The organism is Microtetraspora malaysiensis (assembly GCF_050947145.1).
Taxonomy (GTDB): domain Bacteria; phylum Actinomycetota; class Actinomycetes; order Streptosporangiales; family Streptosporangiaceae; genus Microtetraspora_A; species Microtetraspora_A malaysiensis.
Genome location: NZ_CP191998.1, coordinates 3,595,880 through 3,617,112 on the forward strand (window position 1 = coordinate 3,595,880; position 21,233 = coordinate 3,617,112).

Sequence of the window (21,233 nt, forward strand, 5' to 3'; positions counted from 1 at the left end):
TTGGTGAGCACCACGAAGAAGCCCGCGCAGGCCAAGGAGTCGAAGGCGGAGCGCAGCAACCGGATTCGTCTGCAGCGCTCCGGCCTTCAGCGATCGGCGTCACCCAGCGGATTCGTGATGCCTGCGCTGTCTCGGCGCCAGGACCGCGAATGGCGTGTCGTTGCCTTCGATGGCGGTGCGGGCGGGCGAGGGCGTCATCACAGGCCACCGCTCAGTGGACGCTCCCGCGGCGAGGGCGCCACAGGTCACCGCTCAATGGTCTCCAGATGCTGGACGACCTTCCTGAGCGAGTCGGCCAGCCCGCGGCGCTGCTCGCTGTCCAGCTCCTTGACCACGAAGGCCTCCTGGCGATTGAAGTCGGGGAACAGCGAGCGCATCAGGCGCTCCCCGGACGCGGTCAGCTCCAGCATCACGCGGCGCCGGTCCGTCGGGTGGGGAAAGCGGCGTATGTGCCGGTAGGACTCCAGGGTCTTCAGGACGCCGGTGAGCGTGCTCTTGGAGATGCCCGCCTCCGCCGCGACGTGCCGGGTCTCGCTCTCGCCCCAGAGCCACACCACCCACATGACGACGAACCCGGTCCAGGTGAGCCCGGTGTCGCGGAGCACGGTCTGCTCCAGGTGGTTGCGGATCGCGGACGAAGCCCGATAGATGTTCGACACCGCCCACATCGCCTCGAAGTCGACATTGAGTCCACCGAGCCGTTCGCCGATGGCGTCCTCGGTTTGGCGCAGAGTGTGGTGTCCGGTCATGAAAAGCACGTTAGGGGCGCTTGACGCGTTCGTCGAAATATTTGGTCCCGAACAAGCGCTCGCCGAGCGTGCGGGCGCTTGTCGGAAAATCGGCCGGAAAGGGCGCCGGAGCAGGCGGAGGACGAGGGCGGAGCGGGCCGGGTCATGATCCAACCGGTGGGGCCCGCCCGGCCGTGTGTGGCGCTTATCTCCTGGACCGGCCCGTGGCTACCTCCTGAACCGGCCCGCGGTTCACAAGGCAAGTGAGCGGCACGCCGCCCCGACCGCCGGGGTACGGCGCTCACGCCTCCGTGAGGGCCAGCAGCCGGGTGACCGTGTTCCAGTTCCGGGTCGTGCACACCCCGTCGAGCCGCTTCTCCAGCAGCGGGTGCAGCCGGGTGCGTCGCATGCCCTCGGGGAAGTGCAGGTACAGCTCGCGCGCGCCGATCCGCATCTCCTCCGGCGCGTAGGCGGCCGGGTCGATGCCTTCCAGCGCCGCCCGGTCGGGCGGGCCGGACAAGAACATCACCGCGAACCTGGCCGGATCCGGCACTGTCAGTGGGTTCTCCTCGACGACCCGGCGCAGCTCCGCGGCGGTCCGCACGATGACGGAGATCGTGCGGCCGAGGTCCTCCGCGATCCCGCGCTCGATGAGTGACGCGACCCGCTCGGGCCGCTCGTCGGCCGAGGTGAACACGACGTTGCCGCTCCGCAGGTGCGTGCGGACCTCGGAGTGCCCGAGCCGCTCCACCACCGCCCGCAGGTCGGACATGGCGATCGCGGTGCCCGAGTTGACGTTGATGCCGCGCAGCAGGGCCGCGTATCGCATCGCCCGTTCCCTTCTTCGAAGTCAGGGCGACACTACCGGGCATACCTGACGACCGACGTCAGGTACAGGCAGGCGTGCTACGAACCGGCCGCGAGCGCCTCCCGGTACGGCGCGAGCCGCTCCAGCCACGACACCAGCGCGTCCGCGTCCTCCCAGAGGTCGTACAGCTCGTTGTCGTCGGGGAGGGCCGCGCGGTCGAGCGTGGCGCGGGCGAGGTCGCGCAGCGCGTCGGTCACGGCGAACGGATGCCGCTCAAGCCATCCGGCGGCGACCACGTCCGACTCGGAGCCGATCAACCGGGCGCCGACCAGGCACGCCGCGGCCACCGCGCCCGACAGCTCCGGCGCGTCGAGGTACTCGTCCTCGTCGAGGATCTCCCGCATGACCTGGGCGAGGCCGCCGGGTACGTCCTCACCGGCGTCCAGATGCCCGAGCGCGTCGAGCGCCCCGTCGTTGTCGAACGGCCCCAGGTCCCACGCGCCCATGTCGATCCTCCGGTGTCGGGAAAGCGGTCGGGCGTGATCGTAGCGGCCGCCCCTGACAATCTCCGCAGGCGTACGTTCCGTCCCGTTTGTAGCCGGATGGGCAGGTGCGGGCCCTGGTCGGGGACGGGGCAGCGTGGCGGCCTCCTACAGTGGGCGCTTGTGCTTTATGGAAGATCTGTGGAGATCGGCGCACTCGACGAGGTGATCGCGCGGGCCCGCGATGGCTTCGGGGGTGCGGTGGTGTTGCGGGGCCAGGCGGGGGCGGGCAAGACTGCCCTGCTTGATGCGGCGGCCGCGCGCGGTGGCGCGATGCGGGTGTTGCGGACCACCGGCGTTGAGTCGGAGTCCGACCTCGCGTTCGCGGCGCTGCACCAGGTGCTGTGGCCGGTGACCGGCTCGCTCGATGCGCTGCCCGAGCCGCAGCGCGTGGCGGTGAGCGCGGCCCTGGGGCTTGCCGCGGGCAGTGCCGGCGATCGGTTCCTGGTGGGGGCCGGCGTGCTCTCGCTGCTGGCCGAGGCCGCCGCGCCGGACGGGCTGATCTGCGTGGTCGACGACTTCCAGTGGGTGGACCGGGCTTCGGCCGATGCGCTGCTGTTCGCCGCCAGGCGGTTGGGGACGGAACGGATCGCGATGCTGTTCGCCGTGCGCGGGGACGCTGCTGTCAAGGGTGTGCCGCTGACGATGGACGTGCGCGGCCTGTCCGAGTCCGCTGCGGCCGAGTTGCTGGAGTCCCGCTGCGGTGTGCTGGCCGCCCAGGTGGCACGGGAGCTTGTCACGTTGACCCGCGCGAACCCGCTCGCCCTGGGCGAGATCGCCGCTCGCCTGACACGCGCGCAGCTCGCCGGGCGCGAACCGCTGCCCGACCCGCTGCCCGGTGGTGCCCGGCTCTTCGGTGATCGGGTGGCCGCGTTGTCCGCCCCTGCTCGGCTGGTCGCCCTGGTCGCCGCCGTCGAGGCTGACCTCGACCTGGTCCTGCGCGCCACCGACCGGCTGTTCGCCGAGCAAGCGGTACGGCCCGGTGAGAGCACGGGGGTCGGGGTTGGGCGGGTGGCGTTGGCCGAGCTGGAGGAGTCCGGGTTGGCCGGGGTGTCGGGCACGAGCGTGCGCTTCCGTCATCCACTCATCCGATCCGCGGTGCACGAGGCGACCGCCCCCGCCGACGTCCGCCGCGTGCACGCTGTCCTCGCCGAGCTGACCTCGGATGACCGCCGCGCCTGGCACCTGGCCGAAGCGGCCCTGGGTCAGGACGAGCAGGTCGCCGCCGCGCTGGTGGCCGCCGCGGAGCGGGCGCGTGACCGTGGCGGGTACGGCGCCGCCGCCACCGCCCTGGCCAGAGCCGCCGAGCTGACCCCCGAGCCGCGCGCCCGTGCCGTCCGCCTGAAGGACGCCGCCGTCGCGGCCTGGCTCGGCGGCCGCCCGGGACAGGCGGAGTCGCTGCTGGCCGAGGCGCGCGAACGGGCCGACGGGGACACCACCCTCGCCATGGAGATCGCCCAGCTCCGGGGCCGGTTCGAGCTGAACTCGGGCAACGCCGCCGAAGCCGTACGGATCCTGGCGGCGGGTGAGAGCCTGGACATGCTGGCCGACGCCTCGGAGGCGGCCTCGTACGTCGGCGACACAGCGGCCCTCGTCGAGCTCGGCCGGCGGGCCGCCGCGCATCCTGAGGGGTTCCTGCGGGACACGGTGGCCGGGATCGGCCTGACGCTGGACGGCGACGCTGCCGGGCCGGGCCTGCTGCGGCGGGCGCTGGCCCGGGTTGGCGAGCTGGAGGACGCGGCGGGGTACCTGTGGGCGGCGGCTGCGGCCAGCCACCTGGGCGAGGCAGATCAGGCCGCCGAGATGATCGGTCGGGCCGGGCGGGTGGCCAGGGTGTCGGGGATGAGCGGGCAGCTGCCGGTCGTGCTGGAGTTCGTGGCGACGGCCGAGCGCATCGAGGGGCGGCTGGCGCGCAGCCGGGCCGTCTCCGAGGAGGGCCTGGAGCTGGCTCGTGAGGCCGGATATGAGAACACGGTGGCCGCGCACCTGGCCAACCTGGCGGTGCTGGCGGCGCTGCGGGGCGAGGAGGAGCCCTGCGAGCGGCAGGCCCGCGAGGCGCTGGCCATCGCCATCCCACACCGGGTCGGGTTGCGTGCGGGCGTCGCGTCGTACGCGCTGGCGATGCTCGACCTGTGCCTGGGCCGGTTCGCGGCGGCGCACGACCGTTTCACGGCCCTCGCCGCGGCGGGACCGGGCGCCGGGCATCCGACCGTGGTGTGGCGGATGACCCCGGACGGCGTCGAGGCCGCCGTGGGCGCGGGTGACGAGGCGGGCGCGCGGGCGGCGCTGGCCGCGTACGACCGGTGGTCGGCGCACGCCGCGACGGCCGAGTCGCGCGCCCTGCTGGCCCGTTGCCGGGGCCTGGTCGAGTCGTCCGAGGAGGCCTTCGGCGCGGCGCTGCGGCTGCACACCAACGCGTTCGAGGCGGCCAGGACGGCTCTGCTGCTGGGTGAGCGCCTGCGCCGAGCTCAGCGGCCGGGCGAGGCGCGGGCGCATCTGCGGAGGGCGTGGGAGACGTTCGAGCGGGCGGGTGCCCGGCCGTGGGCGAGGCGCGCGCAGGACGAGTTGCGCGCGGCGGGTGAGAGCGGGCAGGCCCCGCACGTGGCCGTGCTCGACGCGCTGACCCCGCAGGAGCTGCGTATCGCCGGCCTGGTCGCCGACGGGTTGTCGAGCAAGCAGATCGCTGCCCAGCTCTTCCTGAGCCCGCGCACGGTCGAGTACCACCTGTACAAGATCTATCCGAAGCTGGGCATCGGCTCCCGTACGGATCTGGCGCGACTAGTAGTTCTACAGAAGGCGCCCGTAGCCGAAGACGGCATGCTCTGAGACATGCAAAACGTGAACATCTGGAGTGAAGAGTTCGGCGCCGAGACGGACACGCCGATCCTGCTGATCATGGGTTCGATGTCGCAGGGCATCCTGTGGCCGGACGAGTTCGTCGGTCGCCTGACCGCCGGTGGCCGCCGGGTGATCCGGTACGACCACCGCGACACCGGCATGTCGGGCACCCTCGACTTCGAGGCGGAGCCGTACACCTGGGACGACATCAAGAACGACGTCTACCGCGTGATGGATGACCACGGCCTGGAGAGCGCGCACCTGGTCTGCCACTCGGCGGGCGGCCTGCTCGGCCAGTTCGTCGCCGTGGAGCGGCCGGAGCGGGTGCGCTCACTGACCGTCATCGGCTCCTCCCCGCTCGGCGGCGGCGAGGGCCTGGTGATCATGCGGGCGCTGATGGGGCAGCCGCAGCCCGAGGGGAGCCTGCCGGAGCCGGCACCGGAGTTCGTGGCCTTCTACCGTACGCTGATGGCCGCCCCGCCACCGGCGGACCGGCGCGCGCGGATCGACGGCATGATCGCCGAGCAGCGCCTGCTGCACGGCACCGGGTTGCCGTTCGACGAGGACGCGGCGCGGCGCCTGCAGGAACGGATCTACGACCGGGCCCGCGACCTGTCGGCGGTGGCCAACCACCGGCTGGCCGCCATGGCCAAGCCCGACTTCGAGCCGGTGGGCCTGCTCCATCAGGTGAAGGCACCCACGCTGGTCATCGAGGGCAGCCACGAGCCGGCCAAGCCGGGCCACAGCGCGATCATCGCCGAGCAGATCCCAGGGGCGCGGCTGATGATCGTGGCGGGCATGGGGCACACACTGCCGCCCGAGGCGCACGAGGAGTTGGCCGCCGCCATCCTCGCGCACACGGCAGGGTGACCTGCCGCTTCCTCGGCACCGTCACCCTGGCCGCGCTGGTGATCTGAAGCAGCCCTTAGGGCCGGACGTCGTTGGACAGGTTGATCCGGATTTCCGTGTTGCGGTATCCGGCGCGTCCGAACGCGGCCGCCATCGGCGCGTTGCCCACGTCGGTGGTGGCGGTGATGCGCAGCTCTCCGTTGGCCGCGTGGATGCGGGTGATCTCGGCGAGCACCTCGTCCACGTAGCCGCGCCCCCGGAATTCCGGGACCACCCCGAGATACCCGACGTTCACGTTGTACGGCGTCGCCGAGGGGATCGCCATGCCCGCCACCTCGCCCTCGTGCGTATAGGCGATCCGCCACCACTCCCGCTTGCCCGGCGCGTTGAGATAGAAGTCCATCTCTTCGCGCGCGGTCGCGTCCACGCCCTTGGCCGCCAGGTTCGCCCGGGTCTGGGCGTCCAGGCTGCCCTCGGCGATTCTCGCGAACACGGTCAGGAACTCTTCATCGGACGCCTCGGCGAACCGCAGCCTGCCGCCCGAGGGGGGCACGCCGTCGGCGGGTGCCCACTCAAACTGCAGCCGCTCGACTTCCCGGGTGAGGCCCGCCGCGTGTGCTGCCGCCTGCCGCCATCCCACGGCCCTCGAGGTGGCCGGATCGTCGCGCCAGCCGCCGGCCGCCTTGATCGCGTACTGCACCGGCTGCGGGAATCCGGCCAGCGCGGCCCTGATCAGCTCGGCGGCGATGGCGGCACGGTCACCCATGGCGGAATCCACGTCGAGGCAGTCGAGCGCGACCGGGTGCGCGCTGTCCCTCGGCCCCCACCACAGCGCCCGTCCCACGACCCGGCCGTCAACCTCGGCGATCCACGTCCATTCCGGCCGGTACATGTTCTCGGCCAGCTCTGCGAGGTAACGGTCGGCGGGGATCCAGCCGACGGGCTCGGTCACGATCCACGCGGTCACGCGGTCGAGGTCCGCGGGGACGGTAGGGCGGTAGGAGATCATCTGGGTAAACTACCGAACCTTTGTCATTATTCAAGCCAAATGTCCGGTCATGCCGTGAAGCCCGCCCTCGTGCGGCCGGAAGGTGGCGGCACGCACCTCCATGTGCATCTCTACTGCCGATTTTCCCTCCTGCGGTACTCCCGGGGACCGACGCCGCGCGCCCGCGTGAAGGCGATAGACGATCAAACATGGATTAGAGCAACTCGACCATGTTCCGTCTCGCTCTGCGGCGGTTGACTGGGATCACCGAGTGGAGGACGGCCACAGGGCCGGGCTCCGCACGTGACTGTAAGGAGCCCCGATGCTGTTCCCGCTGACGGCCGTCTCGGCGGCCGTGGCCCTCCCACTGACCGGCGCCGTCGCCGTCCCCTCAGGCACGCGACGGACGGCCCGCGCGCGGGGTGACCAGCCCCGACTCGAACGCGAACACGACGAGCTGGGCCCGGTCGCGCGCCCCCAGCTTGGTCATCGACCGGCTGACGTGCGTCTTCGCGGTGGCGTGGCTGATGACCAGGTGCGCGGCGATCTCCTCGTTGGACAGCCCGGACGCGACCAGGGCCACCACCTCACGCTCGCGGTCGGTCAGCCGCTCCAGCCCGGGTACGGCCACCGGCCGGGGCGGCGTGGCGACGTACTCTTCGATCAGCCGCCGGGTCACCGACGGCGACAGCAGAGCCTCTCCCCGGGCGGCCACCCGCACCGAGAGCAGCAGCTCGGCGGGCTCGATGTCCTTGAGCAGGAACCCGCTGGCGCCCGCCCGCAGCGCGGCGAAGACGTACTCGTCGAGCGCGTAGTTGGTCAGGATCACCACCCGCACCCCGTCGAGGTCGGGGTCCGCGCCGATGCTCCGGGTCGCCTGGATGCCGTCGAGCAGCGGCATGCGGACGTCGAGCAGCGCCACGTCCGGCCGCAGCGCGCGGGCCAGCTCGACCGCCGCGGCGCCGTCGCCCGCCTCGCCCACCACCGTGACGTCCTCCGCCATTTCGAGCAGCGCGCGGAAGCCCGCCCTGATCAGCGGCTGGTCGTCGGCGAGCAGTACCCGGATCACAGCGCCCCCGCGAGAGGAAGCTCGGCGTGAACGAGGAAGTCGCCCTCCGAGGCCGGGCCGGCCGACAGCGACCCGCCCAGCGCGACGACACGCTCCCGCATCCCGATCAGCCCCATCCCGTGGCCGGCGGCGCCGCCGGACGACCGCCCGTCGTCCGCCACCCGGACGACGATCTTCTCCGGATGGTATTCGGTCGTCAGGGTGATCGACGCCGGGCCCGCGTGGCGCAGCACGTTCGTGAACGCCTCCTGCACGATGCGGTACGCCGTCCGGTCCACCTCCTCGGGCAGCTCCCGCCGGTCGCCGGCGACGACGGTCCGTACGGGCAGCCCGGCGGCCTCGGCCCGCGACACCAGCCGGGGCAGCGCCGTGAGACCCGCGGGTGTGGCGTCCTGGTCGGCCTGCCTGAGCACGCCGAGGGTCGCGCGCAGCTCGCGCATCGCGTCGCGTCCGGACTCCTTGATCGCGACCAGGGCGTCCCGGGCCCGCTCCGGGCGCCGGTCGAGGAGCTCCATCGCGACCGACACCTGGACGTTGATCACCGAGATGCTGTGGGTGAGCGAGTCGTGCAGCTCCTGCGCGATCCACAGGCGCTCCTCGCTCGCCCGGCGCAGCGCGGCCTCCTCACGGGTGCGTTCCGCCTCGATCGCCCGCTGCTCCGCTTCGCGCAGGTAGGCGCGGCGGTTCCGCGTCACCTCGCCGAGGACGACCATCGCCACCAGCCACCCGCCGAGCAGGTTGAAGCCGTCGCCCGGCGCGGGGTCGGTGTCCGCGAGCGCGATGAAGCCGTAGACGCCGGCGTACATCACGAGGGCGAGGCAGATCGCCAGGCGCCGCCGGCCGAGGGACGCGGCCGTGTAGATCGCGGTCAGCGCGGGTGCGGTGGCGAACACCCCGGGGTAGCGGCAGGCGTAGTAGATCACGGCGCAGGCCACCGTGATCACGCCGACCGGCAGCGGAGCACTCCGCCGGAAGGCCAGCGCGGGCGCGGCGACCGCGATCAGCGCGAGGCCGAGCGGGTCCAGAGGGCGTTCGAACGGGCCGGAGCTCGACAGCTCGCCGTACGTGCCCGCGACGATGCCCGCCAGGGCGGCGAAGGCGATCAGCGCGTCGGACTTGCGGGCGTCCACCCGCGCCACCCTAGACTCCTCCGCTTCGGCGCGCCGTCCTCCGCGGGACGGAGAGCGGGCGTACATCTCAGGTGGTACGCGCCAGGCGCGGGAGGGCGGGGTTTACTTCTTGCGGCGTACGGCGAAAAGCCATCTCAAGGAGGACGATCTTGCGCCGCCGAGGCGGAAGCATGATCGGCATGAACGCTCCCTCCTCCGTGGCCGATCGACCGGAGCGCGCCGTCCGGGCTGGAGCTCCCGGCTGGATCGTCTGGTTGCTACGGATCGCCGCCACCGCGCATCTGGCCGGTGTGCTCGGCCAGGCCGCCCTGGCCGGGCTGTTCGTCACCGGCGATGTGGACATGCTGACCCAGCACCGCGACAACGCCGGAGTCACGCACGCCTTTCTGTACCTCCAGCTCGTCGCCGCGATCCTGCTGTGGCGTCCCGGCCGGGGGCCGATTGGCCCGGCGTGGGCGAGCGTGGCGCTGGTCGTCATGGAGACGGTGCAGGTCGTGCTCGGCCAGAGCCGGGTGCTGGCGGGACACTTCCCGCTCGGCATGGCGATCTTCGGCGGCTCCGCCGTACTGGTCGTCTGGACCTGGCGGAGCCTGCGGCCCCGCGCGCGGGGGGTCGCGGCATGACGCGTCCGAACCCGCTCTCGCGGCGCGGCTTCCTCGGCGTCCTCGGCGGCGGCGCGCTCGCCCTGGCCGGGTGCGGCCGGCTCGCCGGGGAGACCTCCGGCCGGACGCTCGCCAGCGCGCTGCCGCTTCCCGCGCCGTTCACCGTGCCGCTGCCCGTCCCCCCGGTCGCCCGCCCGGTACGGCCCGGCCACTACGAGCTGGCGCAGCGCGCGGCCAAGGTGGAGATCATCCCGGGCACGAGGACGGAGGTGTGGGGGTTCGACGGCGTCTTCCCCGGGCCGACCCTCGACCTGCGGCGTGGGAACCAGGCGGTCGTCCGGGTCCGCAACGAGCTGTCCGTCCCGACGTCCACCCACCTCCACGGCGGGGTGACCCCGGCCGACTCCGACGGCTACCCCACCGATCTCGTGGTCGCCGCCGGGCGCGGGTTCCGGCCGGTCGGCGGGCACCACGCCGGCATGCGGATCGATCCGGATCTGTGGAAGTTCCACCCCGGGGCCAGGGACTACGTCTATCCGCTGGATCAGCGGGCGGCCACTCTCTGGTACCACGACCACCGGATGGACTTCACCGGCCCGCAGGTGTGGCGCGGGCTCGCGGGGTTCCTGCTGGTCCGCGACGACGAGGACGACGCGCTGCCGCTCCCGAAGGGCGACCGCGACATCCCGCTGATGATCTGCGACCGCGCCTTCGACGAGGACGGCGCGTTCCGCTACCCCTCGCGCGACCCGAGCCTGCTGGTGCGGGCCGGCGTGGACGACGCGTACATGGAGGGCGTCCAGGGGGACGTCGTCCTCGTCAACGGCGCCCCGTGGCCGGAACTGGAGGTGGACGCGGTCCGCTACCGGCTGCGGCTGCTGAACGCCTCCAACGCCCGGCGGTACCGTCTGGAGCTGCGGCCCGGCGGCCGGTTCGTCCAGGTGGGCAGCGACGCGGGGCTGCTGGCCGCACCGGTGGAGCACGACGCCGTGACGATCGCCCCCGCCGAGCGGTTCGACGTCGTGGTCGACTTCTCCGCCTATCCCGTGGGCAGCCGGGTGACGTTGGTCAACACCCTGGAGGACGGTACGGCGCGGAATGTGATGGCCTTCCGCGTCGCGAGGAAGGCCGCCGACGACAGCGCGATCCCGAAGCGGCTCTCCCATCCCAAGCGGATCCGCCGCTCCGACGCGGTCACCACCCGGGTCTTCGACTTCCGCAAGTCGGGGGAGTGGGCCGGCGCCTGGACGATCAACGGACGGCCCTTCACGCCGGGCACCCCGCGGGCGCGGCCCCGCCTCGGGACCGTCGAGCTGTGGCGCCTCGCGAGCGACTTCCACCATCCGGTGCACGTCCACATGGCGCACTTTCAGGTGCTGACCCGCAACGGCAAGGCGCCCGCGGCCACCGACGGGGGCTGGAAGGACACCGTGGACCTGCGTCCGTACGAGGTGGTCGAGGTCCTGGTCCGGTTCGAGGGCCACCGCGGGCGCTACATGATGCACTGCCACAACCTCGAACACGAGGACATGGCGATGATGGCCGACATCGAGGTGGTCTGACCGGCGGCCCCCGGATCCGGTGGCGGACGCGGCCGTCATGGGGAAGAGTGATCGGGTGATTCAGTGCAAAGCGGGCGGTTTACTGCGAGGCGCCGCGACGGCCGTCCTCTCCCTCGGGCTCCTCGCGGTCGCCGCCTGCGGGACCGGCGCGTCGTACAGCCAGGCGCTGATTGACCGCGCCCAGGCCCAGGGCACGGCCCCGGACCTGATCTACGCGGTCGAGGTCCCCGGCTTCGAGCTGGCCGAGCAGTCCGTCGGCGTCGTCGGGGACGATGGGTTCGGCGCCGTCTACACCTCCCCGCCCGGCAGGCAGGTGGAGCTGCGCGTCAACCGGGGCACGTTCGGCGATGCCGTCTGCGCCGAGACGCCGATCTTCGACGCCGAGCCGGGCTCGGCGGTGACGTGCGACCGCGACGAGGCCGGCTGGTACCGATCCGGCGGAGGGCGGCACGAGTACGTCGCGGTCAGGGGCGACCACCTGATCCGGCTGGTCGGCCGGACCGGCGAGGTGGCGCGTGACGCGCTGAAGTCGGCCGTGGCGGGGGCGCGGAACGCCGTCGGCGACGGGACGTCCACCGGGGACGGCTCCCCGCCGCCGAGCCCGGTCCAGCGCGGCGACCTGCCGACACACGGCGACATGGCCCCGGACAATCACGTCGGCCCGGGCGGCTGAGTGACGCGGTCCCGCTCCGGCGTGGGCACGCCGGAGGGGGCCCGCTCCGGCGTGCGCACGTGCTCGGGGCGGATGCCGTACAGCATGATCCGCATGAGGAGCTGGGACATCAGGCGGCGGGCGTATTCGCCGGTCAGGATCTCGGGCAGCCGCGGCTCCTCGCCGTCGAGGACCCGGCCGACGAGCCCGCGCTGGGCCAGCAACTGGACGAACTGGGTGCCGACCGTCGGGAGCATCCGGCGCCGCTGGACCCGCTGGACCAGCCGGGGGTGCAACGTCTTGTCGAACCTCGCCGGGTCCGCCTGGGCGCGCAGGAGCGGCCCGGCCAGCAGGTTGGCCGTCGCCACCGCGTCCTGAACGGCGAGGTTGATGCCCACGCCGCCGATCGGCGACATGGTGTGCGCGGCGTCGCCGATCGCCAGCAGACCGGGCCGGTCCCAGCGCCTGAGCCGGTTCAGGCCGACCTCCAGGAACGCCACCTTGTCCCAGTCGTCGATCTCGTTGACCCGCCCGCCGAGGAACGGCAGCAGCCGGGCCAGCCGGGTCCGGAGCCCCTCCAGCCCCTGCTCCTTGATCTGCTGGTACGAGCCCTTGGGGATGAGGAACGCGATCTGCCAGTATGTGCCCCGGTCGATCGCGGCCCCCATCGCCCCCTTGCCGATGTAGGCGGTGAGGCCGCCGTCGTCACTGTCCGGCCGCCGGGAGACGCGCAGCCACAGCGCGTCCATGGGCGCGCCGAGGTCGAGGGGGATCATGCCCGCGGCCCGCCGCAGGTCGGAGCGGCGCCCCTCGGCGGCCACCGTCAGCACGGCGCGCAGCTCGTGCTCCCCGCCCGCGTCCCGGTAGCGCAGCCCGCGGATCGCGCCGCCGTGTTCGATCGGCCCGAGGGTCTCGGCGTTCATCAGCAGCCGGAACGTGGGGTAGCGGCGGGCGTGCTCCACCAGCAGGGTGAGGAAGTCCCATTGCGGGATCATCGCGACGTGCCGGTACTTCCCGGTGGACGGGAACCGCCGCACGTCGGCGTCGATCAGCGGGCCGTCGCGCGTGATCATGCGGAACGTCGTGAGGTCGCGATGGGGGATCCGCTCCAGTTCCTCCACCAGCCCCAGCTCGTCCAGGACCTGCAGCGTCGAGGGGTGTACCGTGTCCCCGCGGAAGTCGCGCAGGAAGTCCCCGTGCTTCTCCAGCACCGTCACCTGGACGCCGGCGCGGGCCAGTAGCAGGCCCAGCATCACCCCCGCCGGGCCGCCGCCGGAGATGGCGCAGGTCGTGCTCTCGGGTTCCGGCATCGCCCGGCTCCCTCCCGCTGGCTCAGGTGTTTCGTGCCAGCAGTACATGACCGTTCCCGGCGTGACCCCCGGCATTCCGCTGCAAAAGCAGATATTTCCTGGTTCGACCCTTCCCTTGGAGCGGCTCGACCCGGCACGTTCCCGTACGGCGGACCTGGGGAGAATGGCCGCAACGGGGATAAGGGGGGATGCGGCATGCGTGTCGCGGTACTCGGGATGGGCAGGATGGGGCGGGCGCTTGCCGAACGGCTGCTCGCGCGAGACTTCACCGTCACAGTGTGGAACCGGACGCCGGGCCGGGCCGGCGAGGTGACCGCCCGCGGCGCCACCGAGGCGGCGGACCCGGCGGAGGCCGCGCGCGGTGCCGAGGCCGTGCTGATCTCACTCGCGGACGACTCGGCGGTGCGCGAGGTCATGACCCGGCTCGCCGGGGTCGAGGGGCCGATCTTCGCCGACATGAGCACGGTCTCCCCGGACACGTCGCGGTCGCTCGCGGAGGCGGCGCCGGGAGGCAGGTTCGTCTCCGCGCCGATCATCGGCGGCCCGGCGGCCGTCGCCGAGGGGGAGGCGTTCACGCTGGTCGGGGGCGATCGCGAGCTGGTCGACGACCTGCGGCCGATCTGGGCCGAGGGGTTCGCCGCGTACCGCTACTGCGGGGCCGACCCGGGCCACGCGGTCGTCTTCAAGCTGCTGAACAACTACCTGCTCATGTCGAGCGTCGCCGTGCTCGGCGAGGTGGTCGCCACCGGGCTCGCGGCCGGGGTGGACGACCTCCTGCTGCGGGACTTCCTCCTCGGATGGCCCACGGTGCCGCTTGCGGCGCACAACCGGATCGACGATATTCTCGGCGGTGATCATCGCGGCTGGTTCACCACCAGCCTCGGCGCCAAGGACGTCCGGCTCGCCGTGGAGGTGGCCCGGGCGGCCGGGGTGGACCCGCCGATCGCCCGGCTGGTCGAACGGCGCTACGAGGAGGCGGCCGAGCTGGGCTGGGCCGACGCCGACATCGGCGCCGTCGTGGAGCTGCTCCGCCCGCGTCGCCACGCCGTACGCGGCGAGGGGCGCTAGCCGGACGCGATGAGCACTGTTGACGAAATAGGGGAGTGTTTCCGTGTCTGACATGTCCTACCGCCGCCTCGGCGACTCCGGCCTGGTCGTCTCGCAGGTCGGTCTGGGAGCGAACAACTTCGGCCGCCGGATCGACATCGACGCGACCCGCGCGGTGGTGGACGCCGCACTGGACGTCGGGATCACCCTCATCGACACCGCGGACATGTACGGCGAGTCCGAGGCGTACCTCGGCGAGGTCCTGAAGGGTCGGCGGGACGAGGTGGTCCTGGCCACCAAGTTCGGCGCGGACGTCCAGGGCGCGAACGGACCCGACTGGGGTGCCCGCGCCTCCCGCCGGTACATCCGCAAGGCCGTCGAGCGGTCGCTGCGCCGCCTGCGCACCGACTGGATCGACCTCTACCAGCTGCACTTCCCCGACCCGGCGACCCCCATTGAGGAGACCCTCGCCGCGCTGACGGAGCTGGTGCGTGAGGGCAAGGTGCGCTACATCGGCTCGTCCAACCTCGCCGCCTGGCAGGTCGCAGACGCCGACCACCTCGCCCGCGCCGCCGGATACGAGCGCTTCGTGTCGGCGCAGAACGAGTACAGCCTGCTCAACCGGCAGGTCGAGCAGGAGCTCCTCCCCGCCGCCGAGCGCTTCGGCGTCGGTGTGCTGCCCTACTTCCCGCTGGCGAACGGCCTGCTCACCGGCAAGTACCGGCGCGGCGCGACCCCTCCCGAGGGTGCCCGCCTCGCCGCCCGGCCCGACTACCTCACCGACGCCCGCTTCGAGACCGTGGAGCGGCTGGCCGGGTTCGCGGAGCGGCAGGGGGTGGGCCTGCTCGACGTCGCCATCGGCGGCCTGCTCGCCCGGCCGGCCGTGGCCTCGGTCATCGCCGGAGCCACCCGGCCGGAGCAGGTGCGGGCCAACGCCGCCGCCGGGACGTGGCGTCCGGACGCGGCGGCGCTGGCCGAGCTCGACGAGCTCGCGGCGTAGGCAGCGTCACTCGCCCCGCATGTCGGCGAGGGCCGCCTCGAACGCGTCCATCTCGCGTTCGATGCGGGCCGGCCCGGTGGACGGCAGCCACGCCATCACGCGCGACACCCCCGCCTTCTCGCACTGCTCCAGGACGGCGGGGTCCGCCGGGGTCGACAGCATCACGACCTTGATCATCCGGCCCGCGTCGTCCGCGCGGCCGAGCAGCTCGGGCACCCGCTCCAGGACGCCCGGGCCGTAGTTCGGCAGCCAGGCGTCGCCGTACGCCAGGACGCGGTCGAAGACGCGCGGGCCGGTCCCGCCGACGAGGATCGGCGGGTACGGGCTCTGCGCCGGCTTCGGCCACGACCACATCGGGCCGAACGACACGAATTCACCGTGGTATTCGGCGTCGGCGTGCGTCCAGATCTGCCGCATCGCCTCGATGTGCTCCTTCATGACGGCGAAGCGGCGGGCGGGGTCGACGCCGTGGTTGCGGATCTCGGGAGCGTTCCAGCCCGCGCCGACCCCGAGCTCGAACCGGCCCCCGGTCAGCGCGTCGACGCTGGCCACCGCCTTGGCGAGCGCGATCGGCTCGTGCTGCGGGACCAGGCAGATGGCGGTGCCCACCCGCAGCCGGGTCGTGGCGGCCCCGGCGACCGTGCACGCCACCAGCGGGTCGTACGTGTGCCAGTACTTGCGGGGCAGCGGCCCGCCGTCCGGGCCCAGCGGCGCGGCGCCGGTCACCGGGATGTGGGTGTGCTCGCTGAACATCAGCGCGACGTGGCCCCGCTGCTCGACCATGCGGGCGAGCGTGGCGGGATCGACGGCGTCGTGCGTGGCGAAGTAGCCGAAACCGGAGTCCATCGCCCCAGCGTAAGCCGGGGGACGCGTCCCACCCGGAGACGACACTCGCTCCCCGGCACTCGCCCCGGCACCCGGCCGCGGCTCGCGCGGGCGAGCGGTTAGATCGGGCAGAGCAGGGCAAGACACGCACCATGGCAGATGGGGGATTGTTCGCCCGATGGCCGGTGATCCGGCAGCTTCGGGGACAGGACGGCAGAGGCCAGGCCGCGCGTTCGGCGCGCACCGACGCGCTGCGTCCCCGGGTCGAGGAGGCCGACAGCGTCGCCCGATCCGTCTGCCCCTACTGCGCGGTCGGCTGCGGCCAGCTCGTCTACGTCAAGGACGGCAAGGTCAGCCAGATCGAGGGCGACCCCGACTCGCCCATCTCGCGGGGCCGGCTGTGCCCGAAGGGATCGGCCAGCAAGCAGCTCGTCACCCACGCCGGACGCCAGACCACGGTGCTCTACCGGCGGCCGTACGGCACGGAGTGGGAGCCGCTCGACCTCGGCACCGCGATGGAGATGATCGCCGATCGGGTCACGCGGACCCGGAGGGACACCTGGCAGCAGGAGCACGAGGGCAAGGTCGTGCGCCGCACCCTGGGCATCGCCGGCCTGGGCGGGGCGACGCTCGACAACGAAGAGAACTACCTGATGAAGAAGCTCTACACCGCCCTCGGCGCGATCCAGGTGGAGAACCAGGCCCGCATTTGACACTCCTCCACCGTCCCCGGTCTGGGGGCCAGCTTCGGGCGCGGCGGCGCCACCACGTTCCAGCAGGACCTGGTCCGCGCCGACTGCATCGTCATCCAGGGGTCCAACATGGCCGAATGCCACCCCGTGGGCTTCCAGTGGGTGGTCGAGGCCAAGGCCCGCGGGGCGAAGGTGTTCCACATCGACCCGCGCTACACGCGGACCAGCGCGCTCTGCGACCGGTACCTGAACATCCGGGCGGGCAGCGACATCGTGCTGCTCGGGGCGCTGATCAACCACGTCCTGTCGAACGAGCTGGACTTCCGCGAGTACGTGCTGGCCTACACGAACGCGCCGATGATCGTGTCCGAGGAGTACCGCGACACCGAGGACCTCGACGGCCTGTTCTCCGGCTTCGACCCGGAGACGCGCACGTACGACCCGGCGACCTGGTCGTACGAGGGAGTGATGGAGGAGCCGGCGGCGGGGGAGCGCTCCGAGCAGGTGGAGCACGGCCGGGAGCACGCCGACATGGGCGGGCCCGACCAGTACGGCGCGGGCGGAGCGGCGGCGCATCCCAAGCCGAGGACCGACCCGACGCTGCGCCACCCGCGCTGCGTCTACCAGATCCTGCGGCGGCACTTCGCGCGTTACACCCCGGATCTGGTCGCGGAGCTGTGCGGCATCTCCCCGGAAGACTTCGCCGAACTCGCCGAGGCGATCATCGCGAACTCCGGCAGGGAGCGCACCACCATGTGGGTGTACTCCGTCGGGTGGACCCAGCACACCGTCGGCGCGCAGTACATCAGGGCGGCGGCGATCCTGCAGCTGCTGCTCGGCAACATGGGGCGGCCGGGCGGCGGCATCCTCGCCCTGCGCGGCCACGCGAGCATCCAGGGCTCGACCGACATCCCGACGCTGTTCAACATCCTGCCGGGGTACCTGCCGATGCCGCACGCGCACCAGCACGAGACCCTCGACGACTACCTGGCCAGGGCGGGCGGCGACACCGGGTTCTGGGGCAGGAAGCGCTCGTACATGGTGAGCCTGCTCAAGGCGTGGTGGGGCGACGCGGCGACCGAGGACAACGACTTCCGCTTCGACCACCTGCCGCGCCTCACCGGGGACCACAGCCACTACAGCACGGTCATGGGCCAGATCGACGGCACCGTCAAGGGCTACTTCGTGGTGGGCGAGAACCCCGCCGTCGGGTCCGCGGGCGGCCGGGCGCAGCGCCTCGGCCTGGCCAACCTCGAGTGGCTCGTGGTCCGCGACCTGACCCTGGTGGAGACGGCGACGTTCTGGAAGGACGGCCCCGAGCTGGAGACCGGGGAGATGCGCACCGAGGACATCGGCACCGAGGTGTTCTTCGTGCCCGCGGCCAGCCACGTCGAGAAGGACGGTACCTTCACCAACACGCAGCGGCTGCTCCAGTGGCGGGAGAAGGCGCTCGACCCGCCCGGCGACTGCCGTAGCGACCTGTGGTTCTACTACCACCTCGGCAAGCTGCTCAAGGAACGGGCGTCCTCCGACGAGATGGATCTGCCGCTGCGCGAGCTGACTTGGGACTATCCCGAGGAGGGCGTCCACGGGGACCCGTCGGCGCCGGCGGTGCTGCGGGAGATCGGCGGCGTCGGGCCGGACGGCGCCCTGTCGAGGTACACCGAGCTCAAGCCGGACGGATCCACCCGGTGCGGCTGCTGGATCTACTGCGGGGTGTACGCCGACGAGGTCAACCAGGCGGCGAGGCGCAGGCCGGGGCGCGAACAGAGCCTTGAGGCACCCGAATGGGGCTGGGCGTGGCCGGCCAACCGGCGCATCCTCTACAACCGGGCCTCGGCCGACCCCGACGGCCGTCCATGGAGCGAGCGCAAGGCGTACATCTACTGGGACGAGAAGAAGGGCGAGTGGACCGGGCCCGACGTGCCCGACTTCGAGAAGACCAAGCCGCCGGGCTACCGGCCGCCGGAGGGCGCCCTGGCCGAGGCTGCGCTGTCCGGGACCGACCCGTTCATCACGCAGGGGGACGGGAAGGGCTGGCTGTACGCGCCGGCGGGCCTGGTCGACGGGCCGCTCCCCGCGCACTACGAGCCGTTCGAGTCGCCGGTGCGCAATCCGCTGTACGCCCAGCAGGACAACCCGGCCCGCCGGCTCTACCCGCGGCCCGAGTCGCCGTACAACCCGGAGCGGTCGCCGCGCTTCCCGTACGTGCTGACCACGTACCGGCTGACCGAGCACCACACGGCGGGCGCCATGAGCCGGCCGCTGGCCTACCTCGCCGAGCTGCAGCCGGAGCTGTTCTGCGAGGTGTCGCCGGCGCTCGCCGCCGAGCTGGGCCTGGCGAACGGCGACTGGGCCACGATCGTGACCAGCAGGACCGCGATCGAGGCGCGTGTCCTCGTCACCGAGCGGGTACGGCCACTGCGGATCCAGGGGCGGATCGTCCACCAGATCGGCCTGCCGTACCACTGGGGATGGGGAAGCGGCGGCCTGGTCACCGGCGACATCGCGAACGACCTGATGCCGCTCGCACTCGACCCCAACGTCCACATCCAGGAGAGCAAGGCGACCACCTGCGACGTGCGGCCCGGCCGCCGGCCGCGCGGCGCGGACCTGCTCCGCCTGGTCGAGGAGTACCGGCATGGCTGAGCGGATGGGCTTCTTCACCGACACGAGCATCTGCATCGGCTGCAAGGCGTGCGAGGTGGCCTGCAAGGAGTGGAACCAGCTCCCCGACGACGGGTTCGTGTTCGAGGCGACCTCCTACGACAACACCGGCGCGCTCGGAGCGAGCACCTGGCGGCACGTCGCCTTCATCGAGCAGCAGCCCGTCTGGACGGCCGACGGCCCGACCGGCGACGGCGACGGGGGCGAGAAGCCGTTCCAGATCGGGCCGGACGGCCGTTGGCTGATGTCGTCGGACGTGTGCAAGCACTGCACGAACGCCGGCTGCCTCGACGTCTGCCCGACCGGCGCGCTGTTCCGCACCGAGTTCGGCACGGTGGTCGTGCAGTCCGACATCTGCAACGGCTGCGGCTACTGCGTGCCCGCCTGCCCGTTCGGGGTGATCGACCGCAGGGAGGACGACGGACGCGCGTGGAAGTGCACGATGTGCTACGACCGGCTGCGCGGCGGCCTCGAACCCGCCTGCGCCAAGGCGTGCCCGACCGACTCCATCCAGTTCGGCCCGCTCGACGAGCTGCGCGGGCGCGCCGCCGCCCGCGTGGCCGAGCTGCACGCGCTCGGCCGCACCGAGGCCCGCCTGTACGGCGAGAGCCCGGACGACGGCGTCGGCGGGATGGGCGCGTTCTTCCTGCTCCTCGACGAGCCCGAGGTGTACGGCCTGCCGCCCGACCCGGTGGTGCCCACGCGGAACCTGCCCGCGATGTGGCGGTGGGCCGGGGCCGCCGCGCTCACGATGGCGGGAGCCGTCGCCCTCTCCTTCCTCGGGTCCTCCGACCGGCTCCTCGGACGGGGCGGGCCGCGATGACGCGGGACCGGAGAAGAACGTTCTCGACGACGCGGACGCGGGAGAGGTGCCGATGACCAGCAGCACGCGCGAGCGGGAGCCGCGGCCGGACGACGCGGAGTTCCGGTCGTACTACGGGCGGCCAGTGATCAAACGGCCGATCTGGCACGTGCCGCACATGCCGGCCTACCTGTACCTGGGCGGGCTGTCCGGGGCGTCCTCACTCATGGCGGTCCTGGCCCGGGCCACCGGGCGGCCCCGCCTGGCCCGCACCACGCGGATCGCCGCCGCGGCCGGGGCGGCCGGGGGCACCGTCCTCCTGATCGCCGAGCTGGGCCGGCCCACCCGGTTCCTCAACATGCTCCGCATGTTCAAGCCCTCCTCCCCGATGAGCGTCGGGTCGTGGATCCTCGCCGCCCAGGGCGGCCTGTCGGCGGCCGCGGCCGCCTCGGCCGTGACCGGGATCCTGCCCGCCGCCGGCGACGCCGCCGCCCTCGCCACGGCGGTGACCGGGCCGCTGACCGCGACGTACACGGCCGTGCTGGTCGCCGACACCGCCGTGCCCGCCTGGCACGCGGGCTACCGGGAGCTGCCGTTCCTGTTCGCCGGGAGCGCGCTGGCCAGCGCCGGAGCGGTCGCCATGCTCACAACGCCTCGGGCCGACGCCGGCCCGGCCCGCGCCGTCGCGGCGCTCGGAGCCGCCGCCGAGACCGCCGCCGCCACGATGCTGGAACGGCGGCTCGGCCTGGTCGGCGAGCCGTACCGGGAGGGGCGGGCGGGACGCCTGTTGAGCGCGGCCCGCGCGCTCACCGCGGGCGGCGGCCTGCTCGCGCTGCTCGCCGGACGCAGCCGGGCCGCCACCGTGGCCTCCGGCCTCGCGCTGACCGCCGGGGCGCTGTGCACCCGGTTCGGAATCCTCGAGGCGGGCCGCGCCTCCGCCGCCGATCCCAAGTACACCGTGGTGCCGCAGCGGGAACGCCTCGACGCGAGCGCCGTCCGGTGAACCGGCCCCGGTGTGCCTTGCCGAATGCGACGACACGGATGACTCCATCCGCATGCCGAGCACAACGAAGAGGCGGCCCCATGGTCACCCGCGTGATCATGGGGCCGCCTCTTTCGGAG

General features: G+C 72.7%; 18 protein-coding genes. 10 read left to right on the plus strand and 8 right to left on the minus strand.

Annotated features, from left to right (window positions below):
• Positions 1-245: 245 nt before the first annotated feature.
• The 3 genes from ACQP1V_RS16965 to ACQP1V_RS16975 all read right to left on the minus strand — a co-directional run bounded on the left by ACQP1V_RS16965 (position 246) and on the right by ACQP1V_RS16975 (position 2,042).
• On the minus strand, positions 246-749 hold the full coding sequence (locus tag ACQP1V_RS16965; RefSeq protein WP_067140126.1) for a MarR family winged helix-turn-helix transcriptional regulator: 504 nt from the start codon (positions 747-749) through the stop codon (positions 246-248).
• Between the two features lie 280 nt (positions 750-1,029).
• Complete coding sequence (locus ACQP1V_RS16970) at positions 1,030-1,557, minus strand: DUF1697 domain-containing protein (RefSeq protein WP_067140123.1); 528 nt, start codon at positions 1,555-1,557, stop codon at positions 1,030-1,032.
• A gap of 77 nt (positions 1,558-1,634) precedes the next feature.
• Positions 1,635-2,042: a DUF4259 domain-containing protein gene (locus ACQP1V_RS16975; RefSeq protein ID WP_433423943.1), complete on the minus strand. Its 408-nt coding sequence runs from the start codon at positions 2,040-2,042 to the stop codon at positions 1,635-1,637.
• A 159-nt stretch (positions 2,043-2,201) separates the two neighbouring features.
• Here ACQP1V_RS16975 and ACQP1V_RS16980 point away from each other — a divergent pair, with 159 nt between their 5' ends.
• A complete protein-coding gene (locus ACQP1V_RS16980) occupies positions 2,202-4,904 on the plus strand; it encodes a LuxR C-terminal-related transcriptional regulator (protein WP_433423946.1) in 2,703 nt (900 codons plus the stop codon).
• Between the two features lie 3 nt (positions 4,905-4,907).
• Entirely contained in the window at positions 4,908-5,786 is an 879-nt protein-coding gene (locus tag ACQP1V_RS16985; protein ID WP_433423948.1) for an alpha/beta fold hydrolase, read from the plus strand.
• Between the two features lie 55 nt (positions 5,787-5,841).
• Here the strand turns inward: ACQP1V_RS16985 and ACQP1V_RS16990 are convergent, their stop codons facing one another.
• From ACQP1V_RS16990 to ACQP1V_RS17000, 3 genes are all read right to left on the minus strand, one after another.
• Positions 5,842-6,774, minus strand: a complete 933-nt coding sequence (locus tag ACQP1V_RS16990; RefSeq protein ID WP_433423951.1) for a GNAT family N-acetyltransferase — start codon at positions 6,772-6,774, stop codon at positions 5,842-5,844.
• Between the two features lie 370 nt (positions 6,775-7,144).
• Positions 7,145-7,822 carry a response regulator gene (locus ACQP1V_RS16995; protein WP_387416895.1) on the minus strand — a complete coding sequence of 226 codons (678 nt, stop codon included), beginning with the start codon at positions 7,820-7,822 and terminating at the stop codon, positions 7,145-7,147.
• Positions 7,819-8,961, minus strand: coding sequence for a sensor histidine kinase (locus ACQP1V_RS17000; RefSeq protein WP_433423954.1), 1,143 nt, complete (start codon positions 8,959-8,961; stop codon positions 7,819-7,821). Before ACQP1V_RS17000 ends, ACQP1V_RS16995 begins: the two co-directional genes overlap by 4 nt.
• Before the next feature lie 170 nt (positions 8,962-9,131).
• Between ACQP1V_RS17000 and ACQP1V_RS17005 the strand changes: the two genes are divergently transcribed.
• From ACQP1V_RS17005 to ACQP1V_RS17015, 3 genes are read left to right on the plus strand one after another with little or no spacing between them, the layout of a single operon-like run.
• Positions 9,132-9,575: a hypothetical protein gene (locus tag ACQP1V_RS17005; protein WP_433423957.1), complete on the plus strand. Its 444-nt coding sequence runs from the start codon at positions 9,132-9,134 to the stop codon at positions 9,573-9,575.
• A complete protein-coding gene (locus ACQP1V_RS17010) occupies positions 9,572-11,116 on the plus strand; it encodes a multicopper oxidase family protein (protein WP_433423960.1) in 1,545 nt (514 codons plus the stop codon). Before ACQP1V_RS17005 ends, ACQP1V_RS17010 begins: the two co-directional genes overlap by 4 nt.
• A 55-nt stretch (positions 11,117-11,171) precedes the next feature.
• The gene (locus ACQP1V_RS17015; protein WP_433423963.1) at positions 11,172-11,789 is read left to right on the plus strand and encodes a hypothetical protein; all 618 of its coding nucleotides are present in this window, start codon (positions 11,172-11,174) and stop codon (positions 11,787-11,789) included.
• Here the strand turns inward: ACQP1V_RS17015 and ACQP1V_RS17020 are convergent.
• Entirely contained in the window at positions 11,768-13,078 is a 1,311-nt protein-coding gene (locus ACQP1V_RS17020; RefSeq protein ID WP_433423965.1) for an FAD-dependent oxidoreductase, read from the minus strand. The two genes, ACQP1V_RS17015 and ACQP1V_RS17020, sit on opposite strands and share 22 nt — an antisense overlap.
• Before the next feature lie 195 nt (positions 13,079-13,273).
• Between ACQP1V_RS17020 and ACQP1V_RS17025 the strand changes: the two genes are divergently transcribed.
• A complete protein-coding gene (locus ACQP1V_RS17025) occupies positions 13,274-14,146 on the plus strand; it encodes an NAD(P)-dependent oxidoreductase (protein WP_433423968.1) in 873 nt (290 codons plus the stop codon).
• A gap of 52 nt (positions 14,147-14,198) precedes the next feature.
• The gene (locus ACQP1V_RS17030) at positions 14,199-15,125 is read left to right on the plus strand and encodes an aldo/keto reductase (RefSeq protein ID WP_387416926.1); all 927 of its coding nucleotides are present in this window, start codon (positions 14,199-14,201) and stop codon (positions 15,123-15,125) included.
• A 6-nt stretch (positions 15,126-15,131) separates the two neighbouring features.
• Here ACQP1V_RS17030 and ACQP1V_RS17035 read toward each other — a convergent pair whose 3' ends face one another.
• On the minus strand, positions 15,132-15,971 hold the full coding sequence (locus ACQP1V_RS17035) for a TIGR03619 family F420-dependent LLM class oxidoreductase (RefSeq protein WP_433423970.1): 840 nt from the start codon (positions 15,969-15,971) through the stop codon (positions 15,132-15,134).
• Positions 15,972-16,102: 131 nt separating this feature from the next.
• Here ACQP1V_RS17035 and fdh point away from each other — a divergent pair, with 131 nt between their 5' ends.
• From fdh to nrfD, 3 genes are read left to right on the plus strand one after another with little or no spacing between them, the layout of a single operon-like run.
• Positions 16,103-19,291 (plus strand): formate dehydrogenase, encoded by a 3,189-nt coding sequence (gene fdh / locus ACQP1V_RS17040; protein ID WP_433423973.1) that lies wholly within the window; start codon positions 16,103-16,105, stop codon positions 19,289-19,291.
• A complete protein-coding gene (locus ACQP1V_RS17045) occupies positions 19,284-20,132 on the plus strand; it encodes a 4Fe-4S dicluster domain-containing protein (protein ID WP_433423976.1) in 849 nt (282 codons plus the stop codon). The genes fdh and ACQP1V_RS17045 overlap by 8 nt, the downstream gene beginning before the upstream one ends.
• 52 nt (positions 20,133-20,184) lie before the next feature.
• On the plus strand, positions 20,185-21,114 hold the full coding sequence (gene nrfD, locus ACQP1V_RS17050; RefSeq protein ID WP_433423979.1) for an NrfD/PsrC family molybdoenzyme membrane anchor subunit: 930 nt from the start codon (positions 20,185-20,187) through the stop codon (positions 21,112-21,114).
• Positions 21,115-21,233: the final 119 nt, after the last annotated feature.